This window comes from Rubrobacter taiwanensis (genome assembly GCF_004337705.1).
In the GTDB taxonomy this organism is placed as follows: domain Bacteria; phylum Actinomycetota; class Rubrobacteria; order Rubrobacterales; family Rubrobacteraceae; genus Rubrobacter_C; species Rubrobacter_C taiwanensis.
In genome coordinates, this window is sequence record NZ_SKBU01000015.1 from 24,132 (window position 1) to 39,794 (window position 15,663).

Below are 15,663 nucleotides of genomic sequence, written 5' to 3' on the forward strand. Positions count from 1 at the left end.
CCTAATCCTCCACCCGCTCCAGCGAGATGCGGTCCTGGCTGTCCACGTCCAGCACCCGCACCTTGATCACATCTCCGGTCTTCACCACGTCCTCCACCCGCTCGACGCGGCCCGGGGCCAGCCGGGAGATGTGCAGCAGGCCGTCCTTGCCGGGCTTCAACTCGACGAACGCGCCGAAGTTGGTGGTCTTCACGACCCGCCCGGTGAAGATGTCCCCGGCCTCGATGTCCTTGACCATCCCCCGGATGACCGAGAGCGCTTGCTCGACGGCCTCGGCATTGACGCCGGCCACGAAGACCGTCCCGTCGTTCTCGACCGTGATGCTGACCCCGTACTCGTCCTGGATCGCGTTGATCGTCTTCCCACCGGGACCGATAAGCAGCCCGATCTTGTCCGTGTCTATGCGCAGGCTCTCCACCCGCGGCGCGTAGCGCGAGATCTCCGGCCGCGGCTCGGGGATGGTCTTGAGCATGATGTCCAGGATCTCCAGCCGCCCCCTGCGGGCCTGCTTCAGCGCCTCGCTCAGCAGCCCGGAGGAGACGCCCGTGATCTTCATATCCATCTGCAGCGCCGTGATCCCCTCGCGCGTGCCGGCGACCTTGAAGTCCATGTCGCCCAGGTGGTCCTCAAGCCCCTGGATGTCGGTGAGGATGACGTAGTCATCTCCCTCTTTTACGAGGCCCATCGCCACCCCGGCGACCGGGGCCTTGATCCCTACGCCCCCGTCCATCAGCGCGAGCGTGGAGCCGCAGACGCTCGCCATCGAGGAGGAGCCGTTGGACTCCAGGACCTCGGAGATGATCCGGATGGCGTACGGGAACTCCTCCTCGGACGGGATCACCGGCAGGAGCGCCCGCTCGGCCAGAGCGCCGTGCCCGATCTCGCGCCGCTTCGGCCCCCGCAGAAACGCCGTCTCGCCCGTCGAGTACGGCGGGAAGTTGTAGTGGTGTAGATAGCGCTTCTCGGTTATGGGTTCGGCCGTGTCCAGCCGCTGCACCAGCCCGAGATCTGCGAGCGCCAGCGAGCTTAAGACCTGCGTCTCGCCCCGGGTGAAGAGCCCCGTCCCGTGCACCCGTGGCAACACGCCTACCTCGGCCGTGGTGGGCCGGATCTCGTCGAAAGCCCTCAGGTCGGTGCGCTTGCGGTCCTCGAGATATAGCTTCCTGAACGCCTCCTTCTTGAGCGTCCCGAAGGCTTCCTGAACCCGCAGCACCTCCTCCTCGTCCTCGCGCCCGGCAAGCATCTCCTCCAGAAGCTCATCCAGCTCCCGGTTGCGCGCCCGGCGGTCGGTGGTGACGATGGCGTCCTTGACGCGGCCCAAGTACCGCTCGCGCAGCTCCCCGAGCAGAGGGTTGGGCTCCTCCTCCGGGACGGCCTGCTTCTCCTTCCCGACCTCGGCCGCCCACCGCTCGATGGCCTCCGCCTGAGCCGCAACGTTCTGCTGCGCAAACTCCATGGCCTCCACGATCAGCCCCTCGGGCACCTCGTTGGCCCCGGCCTCGACCATCGTTATGGCCTCCCTGGTGCCGGCCACGACGAGGTCCAGATCGCTCTCGGCGATCTGATCGTAGGTCGGGTTGAGGATGAACTCGCCGTCGGGGCCCCGCCCCACGCGCACCGCCCCGATCGGCCCCCGGAACGGGATGTCCGAAATCGCCAGCGCCGCCGAAGCCCCGACCATGCTGACCGTGTCGTAGGGCGTCTCCTGATCGGCGGCAAATACGGTCCCGATGATCTGTACCTCGTAGAAGTAGTTCTCCGGGAAGAGCGGCCTCAGCGGCCGGTCGGTGAGCCGGGCGGTCAGAATGGCCTTCTCACTCGGACGTCCCTCCCGCTTGATGTAGCCGCCGGGGATCTTGCCGGCGGCCGACATCCTCTCCTCTATGTCCACGCTGAGCGGCAGGAATCCTGCCCCCTCCCGCGGCGTCTGCGAACGCGTGGCCGTGGAGAGCACGAGCGTGTCCCCGAGCCGCGCGGTTACCGCACCGCCCGCCTGCCGGGCCAGCTTCCCGGTCTCAAGCACGAGCGAGCGCTCGCCGATGGGTATCTCTAGGCGCATCATGTATTTCTCCTCTTGGATCTTCGTTACCGGCGCAGGCCGAGCCGCGAGATGAGCGCCCTGTAGCGCTCGACGTCCTGATTCTGCAGGTACCTTAGCAGCCGCCGCCGGCGGCCGACCATCTTTAGAAGCCCCCGCCGGGAATGATAGTCGTGCTTGTGAACCCGCAGGTGCTCGGTGAGGTGATTGATCCGCTCGGTAAGTATCGCCACCTGCACCTCGGGAGACCCGGTGTCGCTCTCGTGGGTCCTGTACTCCTCGATGATCTTCTCTTTGTTCTCCACTGCCGCCAACTTCTCTCTATCCTCTTCTTCTCTATCCTTGCCTCTTATCTCTTCTTCCAGCATATATGCTAACACATACTTTTTAGCTTTTATTGCGAGCCGCGGCTATCTCCCGCGCCTGCCTTACATCTTGCTCTAACTGAGCTACAAGCTCCTCCACCCCGCCGAACTTCTTCTCCTCCCTGAGACGGTGCGTGAAGTACACGTCTATCTCCCACCCGTAGATGTCCCGGTCGAAGTCCAGTATGTAGGCCTCCACCCGCGGCACCCCACGCCCGAAGGTGGGCGCAATCCCCACGTTTATGCACGCCCCGAACCGCTCCCTCCCTACCACAGCCTCCCCCGCATATACCCCGCGCCCAGGCACCACCACCCCCGCTTCCGGGATCAGATTCGCCGTCGGGAACCCGATGGTGCGCCCGCGCCGGTCCCCCTCCACAACCTTCCCCCGCAGCGTGAACGGGCGCCCGAGCAACCGGGCCGCCTCCTCGACCCGACCCTCGGCTACCGCCCGCCGGATCCGGGTCGAGCTTACCTCTCCTCCAGCCTCAAGCACCCCCACGCTCCACACCCGGCCGCCAAAACCATCCATAAGACGCCGCAACGCCTCCACGTCCCCGACAGCTCCCCGGCCGAACCGGAAGTTCTCTCCCACTACAACCCCGGCCGCATCAAGCTCCCCGACGAGCACCTCCCGGACGAACTCCTCCGGGGTCTTCAGCGAGAGCTCCCGCGTGAACGGTATCGTAACCACCTCATCTACCCCGAGCCCCAACAGAAGCTCGCGGCGCACCCCGATCGGCGTCAGAAGCGCCGGCTCAGTCCCCGGACGCACCACGGACCGCGGATGCGGATGGAAGGTGGCAGCAACGGAAGACAGCCCCAGCCTCCTGCCCTCCACAACCGCCCGACGTACCACCGCCTGATGCCCCAAATGCACCCCGTCGAACGTCCCGAGCGCTACTACCGCGGCCACAATACCACCTCCGCCCGCGCAACCTTGCCATCCCCCCGGTAAACCGCCAGCAACTCGCCCCCCGACTCCACCCGGAAGCTCCCCTCCAGATTGCAGGCGAACCGCCCACCCCCGCACACCACCGCCGCCAGCCCGGAGCCGATCTCCACCACCGGTAGATGCTGCACAGCCGCACGCATGTGTATTATGCGGCTCTGGAGGTCGGCCGGGGTCTTCAGTTCGTCGGGGGTGGCGGCGTCCTCCACGCTCAGGTGTCCGACCCGGGTACGGCGCAGGGCGGTGAGGTAGGCTCCGGAGCCGAGGGAGCGGGCGAGGTCGGCTATGAGGGAGCGGACGTAGGTTCCGCTGCTGCAGGAGATGTGGAACTCGGCCCTCTGTTCTTCGGGTTCGAAGGCGGTCAGTTCGAACTCATACACCGTCACCCGGCGGGGTTCGCGCTCCACCTCCACGCCCCGCCGGTGCAGTTCGTAGAGACGCCTTCCGCCGACTTTGACGGCCGAGGCCATGGGAGGCAGCTGGGAGATCTCGCCGGTAAGAGCGGGGATGGCCCGGCGGAGGGCGTCTTCATCCACGGGGGGGACGTCGAGCTCTGAGATCTCACCCTCTGCGTCCAGCGTGTCCGAGACCGCGCCGAAGCGGGCGGCCGCCGTGTAGGTCTTGTCCAGCGCGGTGACGTAGCGTGCGAGGCGGGTGGCGCGTCCCACCGCGAGCACCAGCAGTCCCGAGGCCAGTGGGTCTAAGGTGCCGGTGTGTCCGACCTTCGTCTTTGCGGGCAGGAGGCGCTTCACCCGGGAGACCGCCCGGGCGCTGGTGATGCCCGGCGGTTTGTCCAGCAGCAGCAGGCCTGCGGGTGTTATGCCTCACCTCCGAGGTCCACGACGTCCGCCAGGGCCTTGAGTAGCTCGTCGCGTGCCACAAGCGGCGAGTGCGGGGAGGTATAACCGGCGGCCAGTCTGTGACCCCCGCCGCCGAACCGGCGTGCGATATCGCCCACATCCACGCTCTCGGAGCGCAGGGAGACCTTGGTCCCGGCCGGGGTCTCGCGCAGATGTGCCACGACCTCCACACCGGCGACCATCCGCAGGTAGTCTATCGCCTCTTTGGAGTCCAGTTCGGTGGCGCCCGCGCGCCGGTAGTCCTCGGCATCCACGATTGAGACGAGCGCCCGGCCGTAGCGCACCGCGCGGGCGAGCGAGATCCCGATAATGTTCAGCTGCTCGACGGTGGCGGCGCGGTTGAGCCGGTCGTGCACCTCGGCCGGGACGACGCCGGCGCGCAGGAGGCCGGCGGCGATCTCGTGCACCTCCGGGGAGATGTTGCGGAATCGGAAGCCGCCGGTATCGGTCATGATGCCGGTGTAGATGGCCTCGGCCGCCTGCACGGTGAGCGGAACCTCCAGCTCCCGGAAGAGCTCCAGCACGATACGAGCGCTGGCGGCGGCCTTCGGCCACACCAGGTTCAGCTCGCCGTAGAGCGGGTTGTCCTCGTGGTGATCTATGTTCAGGGCTGTCCGGTCGTGCGCCACGGCGGCCCGGTCCTCACGCGAGGTATCCACGACCAGCAGCGGGTACCCGGCCGGCAGCTCCCTGAGCGGCGGCTCGGGCAAAAGCCAGCGGAGGTAGTTCGGGATCTCCTCCCGGTGGCAGAAGACGGCCTCGGCCCCCAGCGAGCGCATCAGGTACAGGAGCGCGACGGCTGAACCGATCGCGTCCCCGTCGGGCCCGACGTGGGTCGTGATCGCGGCCCGGTCCTGCTGCTTTAGGAACCCCGCGACCTCAGCGGTGGTGTTGACCGTCTTGCTCACTACCATGTCGCCTTATCTCCTTCAGAGCCGCTTCTATCTTCTCAGCCCGCTCGACGGCGGGGTCGGGTTCGAACGCGAGCTTCGGGGTCCGCTTGAGGTGCATCTGCCGGTTTATTGCGGCCTGTATCCTGCCGGCGGCGCTCTGCAGCCCCTCGCGCGCCTCTTCGGCGCCCTCCATCGCGCTGTAGTAGACCGTGGCGTGTCCCAGATCCGGGCTCACCCGCACGCCGGTCACGGTCACCAGCCCATGAATGCGCGGGTCCGAGAGGGAGTCCACCTCTTCCCCGATGATCTCCATCAACTGAGATTCCACCTTGCGCGTCCGCTCGCTCACAGCTTGATGACCTCCTCGTGCCAGTCGAGGATGAACAGGTCGTCGTAGGCGAGGAGGATCTGCCGGATCTCCTGCAGCTTCTCGTCCGCGGCCCCGTGCGAGACCGCGGCCGCGGCGAACTCCAGCGTGGCCCGGCGCCACGAATCGTGGCGGTCCACCTCGGCCACCGAGATGTTCCTCCGGCGCAGGCGGTCCTTCACGGACCGGAGCGTCTGGCGCTTATCCTTGAGGCTGAAGGCGTGGGGCAGCTCCAGCTCCAGCCGCAGAACGCAGAACATCCCGGGCGAAGGCTACCGCTCGACCTCTACGATCCTGAAGAACTCCAGGACGTCGCCTTCCTTGACGTCGTTGAAGTTCTCGATGCCGATGCCGCACTCGAACCCCTGCCGCACCGAGCGCACGTCGTCCTTGAAGCGCTTGAGCGAAGCCACCTCGCCCTCGTAGATCACCGTGCCGTCGCGCACCACGCGCACCCGGTCGTTGCGGGAGATCTCGCCCTCGGTCACGTAGCAGCCGGCTACGGTACCCACGTTCGGAACCCGGAAGGTCTGGCGCACCTCCGCAACGCCGGTCTCGCGCTCGGCGGTCTCCGGGGCCAGCATGCCCTTCATGGCGGCCTCGATCTCCTCCAGCGCCTGGTAGATCACGCCATAGGTCCGGATCTCGACGCCCTCGCGCTCGGCCACTTGCTTGGCCGTCGCCGTGGGGCGCACGTTGAATCCGAGCACGATACCCTCGCTCGCCGCACCGAGCTTCACGTCCGCGTCGTTGATGGCGCCCACGCCGCTGCGCACGATGTTCACGCGCACCTCGTCGGTGGAGAGCCGGGTGAGGGCGTCCCGGAGTGCCTCCACGGAGCCGGCCACGTCCGCCTTGACGATGAGGTTGAGGTCCTTCACCCCGCTCTGGCCGAGCAGGTCCTCAAGAGTCCGGCGGGTGGGGCCGCCCTGAGCCAGCTCCTGCCGCCGCAACGCCGCCTCGGCCTGCTGCGCCCGGGCGCGCGCCATGCGTTCGTGCTCGACGACCTCAAAGCCGGTGCCGGCCTCGGGAACTCCCTGCAGGCCCAGGATCTCTACCGGCATACCGGGTCCGGCCTCCTCCACGCGGTGCCCCGTGTAGTCCATCATGGCGCGCACGCGGCCGTAGGAGGTGCCGGCGAGCACGATATCTCCCCGGTGCAGCGTGCCCCGCGTCAGCAGCAGGGTGGCGACCGTGCCCCGGCCGGGATCGAGCTGGCTCTCGATCACGTACCCGCTCGCGGGAGCGTTGGGGTTGGCCTTCAGCTCCTCCAGCTCGGCTACGATGAGGATGTTCTCGATCAGGTCCTCTATCCCCTCGCCCGTCTTGGCCGAGACGGGCACGGTGACCGTATCGCCGCCCCAGGCCTCGGGGGTCAGTCCCCGCTCGGCGAGCTGCCCCATCACCATGTCCGGGTTGGCATTCGGCACGTCGATCTTGTTCAGGGCCACGACGATGGGGACCCCGGCCGCCCGGGCGTGCTCGATGGCCTCCTCGGTCTGCGGCATCACACCGTCGTCGGCAGCCACCACGAGCACCACCACGTCCGTTATCTTCGCGCCGCGGGCGCGCATCTCGGTGAACGCCTCGTGCCCCGGGGTGTCTATGAAGGTGACCTTCCGGCCGCCGCTCTCCACCTGATAGGCCCCGATGTGCTGCGTTATGCCGCCGGCCTCGCGCGCGGCGACCTCGGTCTGGCGGATCTTATCCAGAAGCGAGGTCTTGCCGTGATCCACATGCCCCATCACCGTGACCACCGGGGGCTTCTCGATCAGATCCTCCGGAGCGTCCTCGACCTCCGGCTCCGGGGCGGAGAGATCCACGGCCTCCGTGAGCTCGACCCGCACCCCCAGCTCCTCGGCGACGAGCTCGATCTCCTCCTCGGTGAGCGTCTGGTTCTGGGTCTTCATCTCCCCCAGGCTGAAGAGGATCTTCACCACCCGGGCCGGCGGAACCCCGGCCGCATCCGCCAGATCCTTAACCGTCGCGCCGGGCTCCAGTCGGATCACCCCGTCTCCCCGCTCCTTCTCGGGCTCCGGCTCGGCCTTCTTTGCGGGCGCCGGCCGGTCACCGCCGGCGGCGCGAGAAGGCTTGCTGGTCGCACTGGCGTCGATAACGACGCGCCGGCGCTTCTTGGAGCCCTTGCCTCCCCGGGGAGAGTTCTGCTTCCGCCCGTTGCCGAACACCCGCTCGTAGAGCTCGTCATCCACCGCCGCGAAGTGGTTCTTCACCTCCACCCCGGCGTCTTGCAGCCGCCGCATGACCTCTTTCGTGTCCAGCGACAGCTCCCTGGCTATCTCGTAGACTCGCCTGTTGCTCACGCTATCCCCCCTTCCTAGGAGCCGCTCTCTCTCTGGCCTTCAAACTCCTCCGCCTGGGCCTGATGCGAGGGGATGCCGCAGAAGAGCGAGCCCGGCAGGGCCATGTTGGCGCAGCGCCGGCCGTTGGCGAGGATCGCGCGGCACCGGTGCATCGAAGACTCCTCGGGCTCCCAGTCGTCCTCCTCCTCGTACTCCACGGCCTGGCTCTCCGGCTTTATGTCTATCTTCCAGTCGGTGAGCTTCACCGCCAGGCGGGCGTTCTGCCCCTCCTTGCCGATCGCCAGGGAGAGCTGGTCGTCCGGTACGATGACCTCGGCCTGCCGCTCGTCCTCATCCAGGTACACCTCCCGCACCCGGGCCGGAGAGAGCGCCTTCGCTATGAAGCGTGCCGGATCGGGGTCCCACTGGATGATGTCTATCTTCTCGTTTCTGAGCTCCGAGACCACGGCCCGGACCCGGCTGCCCCGCGGCCCTACGCAGGCCCCCACGGGATCTATGCCGGGCTCCTCCGACCACACGGCAACCTTGGAACGCAGCCCGGCCTCCCGCGCAACGGCCTTTATCTCCACCAGCCCGTCGTAGATCTCGGGCACCTCCAGCTCGAAGAGCCCCCTCAGAAGCCCCTCGTGGCGGCGGCTCACGATCAGGCTGGGCCCGCGGCCGGACTCGCGCACCTCGAGCAGATAGCACTTGATGCGCTGACCGTTCTCGTACCGCTCGCCCGGGACCTGCTCACTCGGCGGCAGCAGCGCCTCGACCCGGCCCAGATCTACGAGCGTCATCCGGCGGTGGGTCTGCTGGATTATGCCGTTGACCACATCCCCGACACGCCCCCCGTACTCGGCCAGAAGCTCCTCGCTGATAACCTCGTTCAGCCGCTGGTAGAAGGTCTGGCGCATGTGGTACGCGGCCATGCGGGTGAAATCGTGGGGCGTCACGTCCTCCCCGTCCTTCATAACCCGCAGCTCACCGGTCTCCCGGTCCATCACCACCCGGGCGCCCTCTACCGCATCCTCCCGGCGCTGGTACGCCGTGAGCAGCGATTCCTCAAGAACGCTCTTCAGCTTCTCGAACGGAATGCCCTTGTTCGTCTCTATCTCATGCAGTGCCGAAAGTAGTGCCGTATTCATGCTTCCTCTATTTCCTCCTTGAGGTGTGCCCGCGCGATGGAGCCGAACCCGATCTCCACCTCCGCTCCCCCCTCCAAGGGTCTGAGGACCACGCCGGACTCCGTCACCCGCTCGATAACCCCGGTGAAGTTCCTCCGGTCCCCGATCTTCTCCACCGTCCGCACCCGCGCCTTCCTGCCGGCGTAGCGCCGGAAATGCTCCGGCTTGGTGAGCGGACGCTCGATCCCCGGAGACGAGACCTCCAGCATCCCGCCGAAGCCCTCGCCCTCCAGCACCGGCGAGACCTCGGAGATTATGCGCGCGCAGAACTCGTGGTCGACCGGACCGTCGAACCGGTCGATCTGCAGCGTCAGCAGAGGCTCCCGCCCGCCCGAGATCCGCGCGTCCAAAAGCTCGGCCTCCGGCGGCAGAGCGCCCTCCACGATCTCCGTGATTCTCTCCAGCCGCACCGTCTCCGATCACCTACTTCCTCGCCGAGACGTTAAAAAAGCAACGGGCCCGTGAGAGCCCCTTGCTCCGCAACGCTCCCGATGATTATACAGCAACGTATGAGAGTTACAAGGCGCGCCTTGTAAGCTACCTGCGCCCGTCCTTCTCTATCTCCTCAAAGAGGGCGTCGAAGATCTCCTCCGCCTTCACCTTCCGCAGGGGCCTGCCCTTGGCGAAGATCACGCCGTCATCCTTGCCGCCGGCGACGCCGTAGTCTGCGTCCCGCGCCTCGCCGGGACCGTTGACGATGCAGCCCATGACCGCAACCGTGAAGTGGTCCTCGTAGTGTTTGAGCCTCTCCTCGACCCTGGCGGCCATCCCGATCACGTCGAAGCCCAAGGTACGGGCGCAACTCGGACAGGCGATAACGTTCGGCCCCCGGTGGCGCAGCTCCAGCGCACCCAGGATCTGGTAGGCGACCGGGATCTCCTCCAGCGGATCTTCGGCCAGCGAGATGCGGATGGTGTCGCCGATGCCGTAGGGCAACAGCTGTCCGAGCGCCGCAGCGCTCTTGATCGCTCCGGGGAGCTTGGTGCCGGCCTCGGTGACCCCCAGGTGCAGCGGCGCGTCGGAGTGCTCGCGGAACTTCTTGTTGGCCTCGACCATCACGGGGACGTGGCTGGCCTTGAGCGAGACCTTGAAGTTCGTGAAGCCCATCTCCTCGGCTATCTCTACCTTGTGCAGCGCGCTGGCGACCATCGCCTCGGCCTTCGGCAGGTGCCAGAACCGCTTCTCGACCGAGCCGGAGTTCACGCCGATGCGCATGGCGATCCCCTTCTCCTGACACTTCTCGATCACGGCCCGGAAGCGGTCGTCGTTTCCGATGTTGCCGGGATTGATGCGCACGCACGCCGCTCCGGCATCCGCCGCTCCGAGCGCCATCCGGTAGTCGAAGTGTATGTCGGCGATCAGCGGCACCGGCGAGCGGGGAACGATCTCCCGGAACCCGGCCAGCGCCTTGGAACCGTTGACCGAGACGCGCACCAGATCCGCGCCCGCGCTGCTCAGGTCGTAGATCTGCTGCACGGTCGCCTCCACGTCGTAGGTCATCGTGTTGGTCATGGATTGCACGGCGATCTGCGCCCCGCCCCCGATCGGCACGTCCCCGACCATGATCCGGCGGCTGGTAACAGGTCTCTCCGGCGCTGCTGTCTCGGTCATATCACTCCCGTGGGACTGGCTCCACTCCGGCCCCTGATTTTACCCGTTTTGCAGCCCGTTGCTAACGTTCGCCTACTCCGGCGGCTGCTCCGGGATCAACGGCTCGCCGGATATCAGCCGTCCCACGTCTCCGACGGTCACGAAGATGACGAAGAGAATAAGCACGGCGAACCCGATGAACCCGATCTTGCCCATCGTCTCCCGGCTCACGGGGCGCCCACGAACTTTCTCTGCAGCGATGAAGAGCAGGTGCCCGCCGTCGAGCGGCAAGAACGGCAGCAGGTTGAAGATGGCGAGCTGCAGGCTGATGAACGCCAGCAGCAGGAAGAAGAACCCCTGCTGCACGGACTCGCCCGTTATGGTCACGATCCCGACCGGCCCGGCCACATTCTCCCGGAAGCTCTGCTCACCGGTGATGATCTGCCCGATAAAGTCCCCGAGCGCCAGCAGGATCGCCACGTTGAACTGCACCGCCCGCGCGAGAGCCTCGCTCACCGGCAGCCGCTCCTGCACCGTAACGGGCGAGACGCCTACCAGCGGGCGGTCCGGGTCCTCCGGGCTGGCGGTGAGCGTGCCGCTGAACTCCAGCTCGCGGCCCCCGCGTTCGACGACGACCGTAACCTCTTCCCCCGGCGAGCGCTGGGCCACGGCGCTTACGAACCCCTCCCAGCCCTCTATGCGCTCGCCGTCCACGGCGATCAGCTCATCTCCCGGCCGGATGCCGACTTCCTCGGCCATGCTGTTCGGACTGACCTCCGCCACCTCCGCCCGGGGCACGGGCGCGGGAGCGAGGGCGAAGAAGGCGAAAGCGATGAGCACGGCGGCGACGAGGTTGGCCAGCGGCCCGGCGAAGATTATGAACGCCCGCCGCCAGGGCGGCTTGGAGCTGTAGGAGTCCGGCCCCGCCTCGCCGTCGTCCATGCCCTTCATGCGCACGAAGCCGCCGAAGAGGATCCAGCGCAGAGAGTAGTGCGTCTTGCCGATCTTCTTCCGCAGAATCGGCTGCCCGAACCCCACAGCATACTCCTTGACGTGCACCCCCATCGCCCGCGCGGCCAGCATGTGCCCGGCCTCGTGCACCACGATCAGGAAGCTCAGACCGAGTATCGCTATGAGAATCGTCACCGGTGTGAAACCTCTCTCTCAGCAAGCTCCCGCGCCGCCCGGTCCACGGCGGTTATGGCCTCCATGGAGTCCGGCCTCCCGGCCGCGGGGATCCGTTCCAAAACACCCTCTATGATATCCGCGATCTCCAGAAACGCTATCCTCTTCTCCAGAAACGCCGCGACCGCCACCTCGTCGGCCGCGTTGAGCGCGATCGGGTACGCACCCCCGGCCCGCCCGGCCTCGAGCGCGAGCGGCAGGCACCGGAAGATCTCATCCCGCGGCTCCTGGAAGGTCCAGACCGCGTCGAACGGCACCGTCTCCACCCCCGTCTCCACGCGCTCGGGGTGCGAGAGCCCGTAGGCTATGGGGATGCGCATATCCGGGAGGGCCGCGTGCAGGATCACCGACCCGTCCTTTAGCATCACCCCGCCGTGCACGATGGACTGCCGGTGCACGGCCACCTTTATGTCGTCGTAGGGGACGCCGAAGAGATGGTGCGCCTCTATGACCTCCAACCCCTTGTTCATCATCGTGGCGGAGTCCACTGTCACCCGCGCGCCCATCTCCCAGTTCGGGTGCTTGAGGGCGTCCTCCGGCCCCACCTCCAGCAGGTCCCGCTTCTCCAGCTCGAAGAACGGCCCGCCGGAGGCGGTGAGCAGCACACCGGCCAGCCCGCCGCCTCCCTCCAGACACTGGAAGATGGCCGAGTGCTCGGAGTCCACGGGGATGATCTGCCCCTCCCCGGCCAGCGACATCACCCACTCTCCACCGGCCACCAGCGACTCCTTGTTCGCCAGCGCCAGCCTGTTACCGGCCCGCAGGGCGCTCACCGTCGCCGCCAGACCGGCGAACCCCACGATGCCGTTGAGCACCACATCCACCGGGACGGCCGCCAGCTCCTCCGCGGCCCGCTCGCCGCAGAGAAGCTTCGTTCCGGACGGGACGGACGGAACCTCGTCCCGGACGGCCACGTACTCCGGGCGGAACTCGGCCGCCTGCCGCTCCAACACCTCCACGCTGGAGCCTCCCGCCGCCAGCCCGGCGACCTCGAACCTCTCCGGGTGGCGGCGGATCACATCGAGCGCCTGACGCCCGATGCTGCCGGTCGAACCGAGTACTGTCACACGCCGCCTCATGGATGGATGATAAGGAGCGCGTAGTATACCGCAGGCGCGGTGAAGAGCAGGCTGTCTATCCGGTCCAGCACCCCGCCGTGGCCCGGCAGCATGTGGCCGGTGTCCTTGATGTCCAGAATGCGCTTCAGCAGCGACTCGAAGAGATCCCCTGCCTGGCTGAAGAGCGCCACCACGCCCCCCAGAAAGACGGCTGCAAGCGCCGGAAGCCCCAGAAAGACCGCGGAGGCGAGCCCGACGGCCAGCACGGTCAGCGCGCCCCCACCGACGGCCCCCTCCACCGTCTTGTTGGGGCTGGCGAGCGGGAAGATGCGATGCCGGCCGAAGAAGAGGCCGCAGAAGTAAGCCCCGGCGTCCGATATCCAGGGGCCTACGACGGCTATCAGCAGCGGCACGACGGGCTCCGGCAGCTCGGAGAGCAGGATCAGGTGCGCAAAAGCCGCCCCGATCCAGACAGATCCCAGCAAAGCCCCCACCGCCGAGCGGAGCGAGCGCCGCTCCGGCCGCACAACGAGCCAGAGGAGGATCACCGGCAGGCTCAGCATGACCCCCGCCAGCGCCCCCACCTCATCCAGCGGGATCGCGAGCACAACGGGAGCGAGCGCGACGGTGATCGCGGCCGGAGCAGAGAGCGGCCGCAGGGCTCGAGAGAGCTCGCGGGCGGCGAGCCCGGCGAAGATGAGCACAGCAGCCACCACCGTCCAGCGGCCCAGATAGATGGCGGCCAGGATCGCCGGCGCCAGAACTGCGGCGGTGGCGAATCGCCACCTCAGCATCCCCTACACTCCACCCCGCCGGCGGGAGCGGTTGGCGTAGGCGTCGAGCGCGTGCAGGAACTCCTCCGGCGAGAAGTCCGGCCAGAGGGTATCGGTCACGTAGAACTCGGCATAGGCTATCTGCCAGAGCAGGAAGTTGGAGATCCTGAGCTCGCCGCTGGTGCGGATGAGCAGATCCACCTCCGGAAGCTCCGGCGCGTAGAGGTGGCGGGCGAAGGTCTCCTCGTCCACCTCGCCCGGGGACAGCCCGGCCGCAAGCATGCGCCGGGCGGCGTCCACGATCTCGCTCCGCCCGCCGTAGTTGAGCGCTATGTAGACGTTGAGCCTCTCGTTGCGGCGGGTCAGCTCCTCGGCCTCCCCGATCGCCCGCAGCACGCTCTCCGGCAACCCGTCCCGGCGGCCGAGGAAGCGCAGGCGCGCCCCGCGCTCGTGCAGCTCCGGAACCTTGCCCCGAGCCGTCTCCAGAAAGAGCGACATGAGGGCGTCGACCTCCTCCTCCGGCCGCACCCAGTTCTCGGTCGAGAAGGCGTACAGGGTGAGGTACTTGACCCCGGCCCGGCCGGCCGTCTCCAGAAGCGGCGTGAGCACCTGCACCCCGGCCCGGTGACCGGCCGTCCGGGGCAGCCAGCGGCGCCGGGCCCAGCGGCCGTTGCCGTCCATGATAATGGCGACGTGGCGCGGGACCCTCGCGGGGTCCAGTCGGGCGAGGACCTCCTCCGCCCGGTCCTTGTGAGCGAGCCTGAGTATCGGCTAGACCTCCATCAGCTCGGCCTCTTTGTCCCTAAGCATGGCGTCTATCTGGCCGATGTAGCGGTCGGTCAGCCTCTGCAGCTCCTCCTCCACCCGCCGCTCGTCGTCCTCAGAGATCTCACCCTCCCGGCGCCACTCGCCAATCTCGCGCATCTCGGCCCGGCGGATGTTCCGTATGGAGACCCGCCCCTCCTCGGCCATGCCGCGCACGACCCGGATCAGCTCCCGGCGCCGCTCCTCGGTCAGCTCGGGGATGGGCAGGCGGATGACCTTGCCGTCGCTCTGCGGGTTCAGCCCGATGTCCGACTCCCGGATGGCCTTCTCGATGGCCTTGATGGTGTTGGGGTCGAACGGGGTGACCGTGATCAGACGAGCCTCGGGCACGTTTATCCCGGCCACGCTCCTGAGCGGCATCCGCGAGCCGTAGGCCTCAACCTCGATGCGGTCCAGGATGGCGGGGTTGGCCCGTCCGGTGCGGACGGTGGCGAACTCCCGCCGGACGGCCTCGACCGACTTCTTCATGCGCGCTTCGGCACCGGAGAGGTCCACAACGTCCGTCATCTCTTCAATCTCCTCTTTCGCCGCCGTTCCAGATCAGGGACCCTACGCGCTCCCCCTGCAGGATCCTGCGGAGGTTGCCGGATCTAAGTATATCGAAAACGACTATCGGCAAGCGCTCCCCGCTGCACAGCGTGGCGGCCGTGTGGTCCATGACCCGGAGGTTCCTGGAGAGGAGCTCCATGTAGTCCAGGTACGGGATGCGCCGGGCGTCCGGATGCTTGAGCGGGTCCTTGTCGTAGACGCCGTCCACCCGGTTTTTGGCCATCAGCAGCGCGTCGGCCCCGATCTCCAGCGCCCTGAGCGCCGCCCCGGTGTCGGTGGTGAAGAAGGGGTTGCCCGTCCCGGCCGCGAAGATGACCACCCGGCCCTTCTCCAGATGCCTTATGGCGCGCCGGCGGATGTACGGCTCGGCGACCTCCTGGATCTGGATCGCGGTCTGCACCCGGGTGGGGATCTCCCGCCGCTCCAGCGCGGACTGCAGGGCCACGGCGTTGATAACCGTGCCTAGCATGGCCATGTAGTCCGCTGTGGCACTCTCTATCCCCAGCTCCTCGGCCACCTGTGAGCCGCGGAAGATGTTTCCGCCCCCGACCACGATGGCGAGCTCGGCCCCCGCTTCGACGGCCTCCTCGACCTGGGTGGCCGTCACCTCCAGGCTCTTCGGGTCTATGCCGTAGCCCTCGTCCCCGGCCATGCTCTCGCCGGAGAGCTTGAGCACGACCCGCCTTACGGGGCCCAGCGTGATCTCGGAGGCCAACTC

The 15,663-nt window shown here is 67.4% G+C and carries 17 protein-coding genes; all 17 read right to left on the reverse strand.

What is annotated here, in order from left to right:
* Nucleotide 1 precedes the first annotated feature (1 nt).
* A complete protein-coding gene (locus tag E0L93_RS07750) occupies nucleotides 2–2,059 on the reverse strand; it encodes a polyribonucleotide nucleotidyltransferase (protein ID WP_132691309.1) in 2,058 nt (685 codons plus the stop codon).
* 26 nt (nucleotides 2,060–2,085) lie between these two features.
* Nucleotides 2,086–2,352 (reverse strand): 30S ribosomal protein S15, encoded by a 267-nt coding sequence (gene rpsO / locus E0L93_RS07755; RefSeq protein ID WP_243638156.1) that lies wholly within the window; start codon nucleotides 2,350–2,352, stop codon nucleotides 2,086–2,088.
* 73 nt (nucleotides 2,353–2,425) lie between these two features.
* Nucleotides 2,426–3,319, reverse strand: coding sequence for a bifunctional riboflavin kinase/FAD synthetase (locus tag E0L93_RS07760; RefSeq protein ID WP_207890375.1), 894 nt, complete (start codon nucleotides 3,317–3,319; stop codon nucleotides 2,426–2,428).
* Entirely contained in the window at nucleotides 3,307–4,176 is an 870-nt protein-coding gene (gene truB, locus E0L93_RS07765; protein ID WP_132690655.1) for a tRNA pseudouridine(55) synthase TruB, read from the reverse strand. Before truB ends, E0L93_RS07760 begins: the two co-directional genes overlap by 13 nt.
* The gene (locus E0L93_RS07770; RefSeq protein ID WP_132690657.1) at nucleotides 4,173–5,129 is read right to left on the reverse strand and encodes a DHH family phosphoesterase; all 957 of its coding nucleotides are present in this window, start codon (nucleotides 5,127–5,129) and stop codon (nucleotides 4,173–4,175) included. Before E0L93_RS07770 ends, truB begins: the two co-directional genes overlap by 4 nt.
* The gene (gene rbfA / locus E0L93_RS07775) at nucleotides 5,095–5,457 is read right to left on the reverse strand and encodes a 30S ribosome-binding factor RbfA (RefSeq protein WP_132690659.1); all 363 of its coding nucleotides are present in this window, start codon (nucleotides 5,455–5,457) and stop codon (nucleotides 5,095–5,097) included. Before rbfA ends, E0L93_RS07770 begins: the two co-directional genes overlap by 35 nt.
* Nucleotides 5,454–5,735: a DUF503 domain-containing protein gene (locus E0L93_RS07780; RefSeq protein WP_132690661.1), complete on the reverse strand. Its 282-nt coding sequence runs from the start codon at nucleotides 5,733–5,735 to the stop codon at nucleotides 5,454–5,456. The genes rbfA and E0L93_RS07780 overlap by 4 nt, the downstream gene beginning before the upstream one ends.
* Before the next feature lie 12 nt (nucleotides 5,736–5,747).
* Nucleotides 5,748–7,736, reverse strand: a complete 1,989-nt coding sequence (gene infB, locus E0L93_RS07785; protein ID WP_424511424.1) for a translation initiation factor IF-2 — start codon at nucleotides 7,734–7,736, stop codon at nucleotides 5,748–5,750.
* A gap of 74 nt (nucleotides 7,737–7,810) precedes the next feature.
* Nucleotides 7,811–8,926 (reverse strand): transcription termination factor NusA, encoded by a 1,116-nt coding sequence (gene nusA, locus E0L93_RS07790; RefSeq protein WP_132690665.1) that lies wholly within the window; start codon nucleotides 8,924–8,926, stop codon nucleotides 7,811–7,813.
* Nucleotides 8,923–9,375 (reverse strand): ribosome maturation factor RimP, encoded by a 453-nt coding sequence (locus E0L93_RS07795; protein ID WP_132690667.1) that lies wholly within the window; start codon nucleotides 9,373–9,375, stop codon nucleotides 8,923–8,925. Before E0L93_RS07795 ends, nusA begins: the two co-directional genes overlap by 4 nt.
* Nucleotides 9,376–9,502: 127 nt before the next feature.
* Nucleotides 9,503–10,576: a flavodoxin-dependent (E)-4-hydroxy-3-methylbut-2-enyl-diphosphate synthase gene (gene ispG / locus E0L93_RS07800; RefSeq protein ID WP_132690669.1), complete on the reverse strand. Its 1,074-nt coding sequence runs from the start codon at nucleotides 10,574–10,576 to the stop codon at nucleotides 9,503–9,505.
* A gap of 72 nt (nucleotides 10,577–10,648) precedes the next feature.
* A complete protein-coding gene (locus E0L93_RS07805; protein ID WP_132690671.1) occupies nucleotides 10,649–11,701 on the reverse strand; it encodes a M50 family metallopeptidase in 1,053 nt (350 codons plus the stop codon).
* Nucleotides 11,698–12,807, reverse strand: a complete 1,110-nt coding sequence (gene dxr / locus E0L93_RS07810; RefSeq protein ID WP_207890376.1) for a 1-deoxy-D-xylulose-5-phosphate reductoisomerase — start codon at nucleotides 12,805–12,807, stop codon at nucleotides 11,698–11,700. The genes E0L93_RS07805 and dxr overlap by 4 nt, the downstream gene beginning before the upstream one ends.
* Before the next feature lie 8 nt (nucleotides 12,808–12,815).
* Nucleotides 12,816–13,592 carry a phosphatidate cytidylyltransferase gene (locus E0L93_RS07815; protein ID WP_132690675.1) on the reverse strand — a complete coding sequence of 259 codons (777 nt, stop codon included), beginning with the start codon at nucleotides 13,590–13,592 and terminating at the stop codon, nucleotides 12,816–12,818.
* A 3-nt stretch (nucleotides 13,593–13,595) separates the two neighbouring features.
* Complete coding sequence (uppS, locus tag E0L93_RS07820) at nucleotides 13,596–14,339, reverse strand: polyprenyl diphosphate synthase (protein ID WP_424511425.1); 744 nt, start codon at nucleotides 14,337–14,339, stop codon at nucleotides 13,596–13,598.
* Between the two features lie 3 nt (nucleotides 14,340–14,342).
* Nucleotides 14,343–14,903 carry a ribosome recycling factor gene (gene frr / locus E0L93_RS07825; RefSeq protein ID WP_132690679.1) on the reverse strand — a complete coding sequence of 187 codons (561 nt, stop codon included), beginning with the start codon at nucleotides 14,901–14,903 and terminating at the stop codon, nucleotides 14,343–14,345.
* 4 nt (nucleotides 14,904–14,907) lie between these two features.
* Nucleotides 14,908–15,660 carry a UMP kinase gene (pyrH, locus tag E0L93_RS07830; RefSeq protein WP_243638158.1) on the reverse strand — a complete coding sequence of 251 codons (753 nt, stop codon included), beginning with the start codon at nucleotides 15,658–15,660 and terminating at the stop codon, nucleotides 14,908–14,910.
* Nucleotides 15,661–15,663: the final 3 nt, after the last annotated feature.